A 4,106-nucleotide genomic window follows, 5' to 3' on the forward strand; every position below is an offset into this window, starting at 1 on the left:
GGATATTTCATCAAAAGCCGCCAGGAAAGGCTGCCCCAGGTTCCATAGCTGTGAATTAGTTTTTCCACCTCAAATCCGCTGTTAATCAGCTTTTCCTGTAAATCCTGTTTTGAATAGCCAGGGCGGACGTGTTCGGAAGTGAATTTTGCCGCTTCATCAGTATCGGAAGGAACGGAAATAATCAGGGCTCCACCCTCTTTCAGAGCGGCATGGAAATTTGCCAAAACCGCCATGTCGTTTGGAATGTGTTCCAAAATATCGATGGCAGTCACCAGGTCATATTTCCGCTGTGGCGTAAAAGTCTGGAGGTCAGCGCATTGCCAATAAAAACGACCGGGGAATTCCCTTTTGGCAAAGCCGGCAAAATCCGCCAAAAAATCCCGTTTCAGGTCTGTGGCAAAAACTTTCGCGCGGGGCCAGCGTTTCAGGCTGTGCCAGGAGTATTGACAAAATCCAGCGCCAGCGTCGTAGTGCCAAAACTTTGTGTCAGCGGGAAAAAGCGTGTCCATCTCGCGTTTCACATAGCGTTGGCGCAAGAGCAGCAAATCCAGTCCACGGAAAAAAAGCTCCCGAAAACGGGGGTGGAGCCGGATAAATCTGGCAGCGAGATCTTTTAACGGGTCATAGCGCATGGTGGTCTCCTTGGCAGGGTTTGTCCCCAGTGGGAATTGATTAAAAGAAAATCATTGACGATTTTAAGGGAGTCAGAAATACGTCAATATAAATTAGATTATGATAGTCAAAAAAATAGATCCCATCAGACGCATAAATTTGCATCTGCACACCAATGTTTCAGACGGATTTTTGAGTCCGTCGCAAGTTGTAGAACGTGCCAGGGAAAGAAACCTGGACCTTATTTCACTCACAGATCACGACACTGGAGACGCCTACCAGCATCTGCCCCAAGAGCTTGGCAATCTGAAAATTTTGCCGGGCATGGAACTGAGTTCCACGCATGAAGGCTCGGATGTCCATATCCTGGGTTATGGCGCGGATTTCAAATCGCCCCTTTTGGCGGAAATGATTGATATGTATCTAATTGGCAGGCGCGAACGTGCCGTCAGGATGATTGAAAAACTGGGTGATCTAGGCATGGAACTGAGCCTGGAAGAGGTTGTCGCGGTTTCCGGAAGCCGGGAATTGATTGTGCGCCCCCATATCGCGCAGGTGATGATGGCGAAAGGCTATGTTTCCTCCAAAAACGAGGCCTTCGACAAATACATCGGCAACGACTGCCCAGCCTTTCATCCCAAGCCGGAATTCTCTGTGCCAGAAGCGCTTGACGCCATCCATGAAGCCGGTGGTTTTGCCATTATCGCCCATCCGGGCAAGTTGGAAAAAGAGGACTATATCCATGAATTTGTGGATATGGGAATCGACGGACTGGAAGTTTGGCATCCAGATCACTATCAATATCAGGTGAAAGATTACATCGAAATCTGCCAGAATAACGGACTTTACATGACCGCGGGAAGCGATTTTCATGGCGATCAAGACAGGCACAATGTGTTTGACGCCGTTCCCGCCAATGAGGTGATTTTGGAAAGCGTGAACCAGCTTTGGAGAGAATATCAGTGCCGCGTAAATTGAACATCGAAACCGTGCGCGGGAGAATGCCTGTACGCTACAGGGTTCCCGTTGTATCCAGAGTTTTGGGCATCAGCGCCCACCTCTTGATTTCCGGATATTTTATCTGGTTGCTTTTCACAAAAATCACTCAGGAATCGCCGTTTATGCTGAAAATTCTGCCCATTTTGGCGCTTTTTGTGTCTCTGGACGCGCTGTTGCGCCATTTCAGCAGCCTGAATTCCGTTGTTTTCACCCCAGAATGTGTCTGGTTCCGATATTTACTTCTGCCTTCCAGAGCGGTGGAATATGAAAACATCAAAACCATGGAACTGCGCAAGGTGATAACTTATTATATGTTTTTAACTTACACGGATCAGCGAGGGAAGGTTAGGGTCCTGAAAAATCCCGCCTCTTTCCCGAAAATGATTGAAATAATGTATAACATCTTTGATCTCGCGCCCCAGGTGCAGCTCGACCCTGAACTACAGAAAATGATGAACACCGTCCACCGCTTAAAAAACTCTCAGGAAGAAGAAACACAATGACTTACGATTTTGATAGCATTATCTGCCGCAAAGGAAGCGGCTGTTTTAAACACGATGGCATGAAAAGCGTTTACGGCAGGGAAGGTCTTCTGCCGCTGTGGGTTGCGGATATGGAATTTGCCGTGGCGCCCCAGATTATCGAAGCCATGCAAAAACGACTTGACCACCACGTTTTTGGCTATAATTTCCGGTTTCCGGAGTATTATGAAGCGGTTGCGGATTGGGCAGCGTCCCAATATGGCTATCGCCCTGAACTGGACTGGATTTTGGATAGCCCGGGAGTGATGCCGGCAGTGAGTTTGGCAGTTTCCGTTTTCACTGAACCTGGAGATGGAATTCTGATTCAAACCCCTGTGTATGAACCATTTTTCAAAGCCGCGCGCGACCAAGCCAGAACCTTGCTCACCAATCCGCTGAACTTGGTGGATGGTCGCTATGAAATTGATTTTGAGGATTTTGAAGCCAAGTTGAAACAAGCCCGGGTTTTCATTCTTTGCAGTCCTCACAACCCGGTGGGCAGATTGTGGAGCCCGGAAGAATTGCGCAAAATGGGAACGCTTTGCAAGCAGCATGGTGTTTTGGTCATCAGCGACGAAATCCATGCCGACCTGGTTTATAACGGTGCCAAAGCGTTGTCCATTGCCTCTTTGGAGGATTTCGCGGATTTCACAATTTGCTGTTTTTCCACAGCTAAATCCTTTAACCTGGCGGGGCTTTCCACCGCCGCTGTCATCGTGAAAAATCCCCGCTTGCGGGTGAAGTTGCAGGTGGCGCTCAGAAATCTGCATCTCTTTATGGGAAACAGTTTTGGCATCAGCGCTGTGATTGCGGCTTACCGCGAAGCTCAGGATTGGCTGGAGGCGGCATTGGAATATTTGGATGAAAACCGCCGTTTTTTGCAGGATGCTTTTGCCAGTGAACTGCCCCAACTGAAATTTATCCATCCTGAAGCCACCTATCTGGCCTGGGTCGATTTTCGTGAATTGGGTTTGGATGACGCGCAAGTCAGGGATTTCCTGATTGAAAAAACGGGAATAGCAATGGTTCCCGGCACCAATTTCGGCACTGATGGCTCCGGTTTCCAAAGGCTGAATTTTGCCTGCCCGCGCTCCATTTTGGAGGAAGCTGTGCAACGCCTCAAAACCGGTTTGAGAGAGCTTTAATCATGCAAGAACGGATTGTATATTTATTTGAAAACAAGCCCGAAATTTACAGCCCGGAAGACCGGGCGCTGTTTACAGCTTTCCAGCAAGCTTTGAACGAAGGTAAAGTTCGAGCCTGTGAACCCACAGATTCCGGCTGGAAGGTGAATCAATGGGTTAAAATGGGTATTTTGCTTGGTTTTAAGATGGGCGCTCTGGCAGAAATGAACTGGGGTGAAAACAAGATATTTTTCGATAAGGATACCCTGCCGGAAAAAACCTTCAGCCTCCAGGATAAACTGCGCCTCGTTCCGGGTGGAAGTTCAGCCCGCAGTGGATGTTACATCGCTTCAGGCGTGACCATCATGCCACCTTCCTACATCAATATCGGTGCCTGGGTGGATTCCGGCTCGATGGTGGATTCACACGCTTTGGTTGGCTCCTGCGCCCAAATTGGAAAAAACGTCCATCTTTCCGCCGGAGCCATGATTGGCGGGGTTTTGGAGCCCATAGGTTCACGCCCTGTGGTGGTTGAAGACGATGCTTTCATCGGTGGAAATACCGGAATTTACGAGGGTATTTTGATTAAAAAACGCGCCGTCATCGCATCCGGCACCATCATCACTGCCTCAACGCCTGTTTATGACAGCGTTCATCGCGAATTTCTGCAGCCTGAACCCGGAGGAAGTTTCACCATTCCGGAAGGTGCGGTGGTGGTTCCAGGCAGCCGCCAAATGAAGAACGAACCTGGTTTTCAAGTCTATTGTCCCATCATCGTGAAATATCGCGACGCCAAAACTGACAACGCTCTGCAGCTTGAAACTGACCTGCGCGCAGTTTTGGAATAGAA

The 4,106-nt window shown here is 48.9% G+C and carries 5 protein-coding genes; 4 read left to right on the forward strand and 1 reads right to left on the reverse strand.

The features are described from left to right. A partial coding sequence (locus GX135_07790) for a methyltransferase domain-containing protein (GenBank protein NLN85979.1) occupies positions 1-632 on the reverse strand: 632 nt, incomplete at its 3' end. Positions 633-732: 100 nt separating this feature from the next. Between GX135_07790 and GX135_07795 the strand changes: the two genes are divergently transcribed. From GX135_07795 to GX135_07810, 4 genes are read left to right on the forward strand one after another with little or no spacing between them, the layout of a single operon-like run. Then, on the forward strand, positions 733-1,590 hold the full coding sequence (locus GX135_07795) for a PHP domain-containing protein (GenBank protein NLN85980.1): 858 nt from the start codon (positions 733-735) through the stop codon (positions 1,588-1,590). Next, the gene (locus GX135_07800; protein NLN85981.1) at positions 1,575-2,114 is read left to right on the forward strand and encodes a hypothetical protein; all 540 of its coding nucleotides are present in this window, start codon (positions 1,575-1,577) and stop codon (positions 2,112-2,114) included. Before GX135_07795 ends, GX135_07800 begins: the two co-directional genes overlap by 16 nt. Beyond that, positions 2,111-3,277, forward strand: a complete 1,167-nt coding sequence (locus GX135_07805) for a pyridoxal phosphate-dependent aminotransferase (GenBank protein NLN85982.1) — start codon at positions 2,111-2,113, stop codon at positions 3,275-3,277. Before GX135_07800 ends, GX135_07805 begins: the two co-directional genes overlap by 4 nt. Positions 3,278-3,279: 2 nt before the next feature. Further along, positions 3,280-4,104, forward strand: coding sequence for a 2,3,4,5-tetrahydropyridine-2,6-dicarboxylate N-succinyltransferase (locus GX135_07810; GenBank protein NLN85983.1), 825 nt, complete (start codon positions 3,280-3,282; stop codon positions 4,102-4,104). Positions 4,105-4,106 lie beyond the last annotated feature (2 nt).

Source organism: Candidatus Cloacimonadota bacterium (assembly GCA_012522635.1).
Classification (GTDB): Bacteria; Cloacimonadota; Cloacimonadia; order Cloacimonadales; family Cloacimonadaceae; genus Syntrophosphaera.

Excerpts from the sequence above, each read along its gene's own strand:
- GX135_07795 (NLN85980.1), top strand. The coding sequence starts at position 733 with ATGATAGTCAAAAAAATAGATCCCATCAGACGCATAAATTTGCATCTG.
- GX135_07805 (NLN85982.1), top strand. The coding sequence starts at position 2,111 with ATGACTTACGATTTTGATAGCATTATCTGCCGCAAAGGAAGCGGCTGT.
- GX135_07810 (NLN85983.1), top strand. The coding sequence starts at position 3,280 with ATGCAAGAACGGATTGTATATTTATTTGAAAACAAGCCCGAAATTTAC.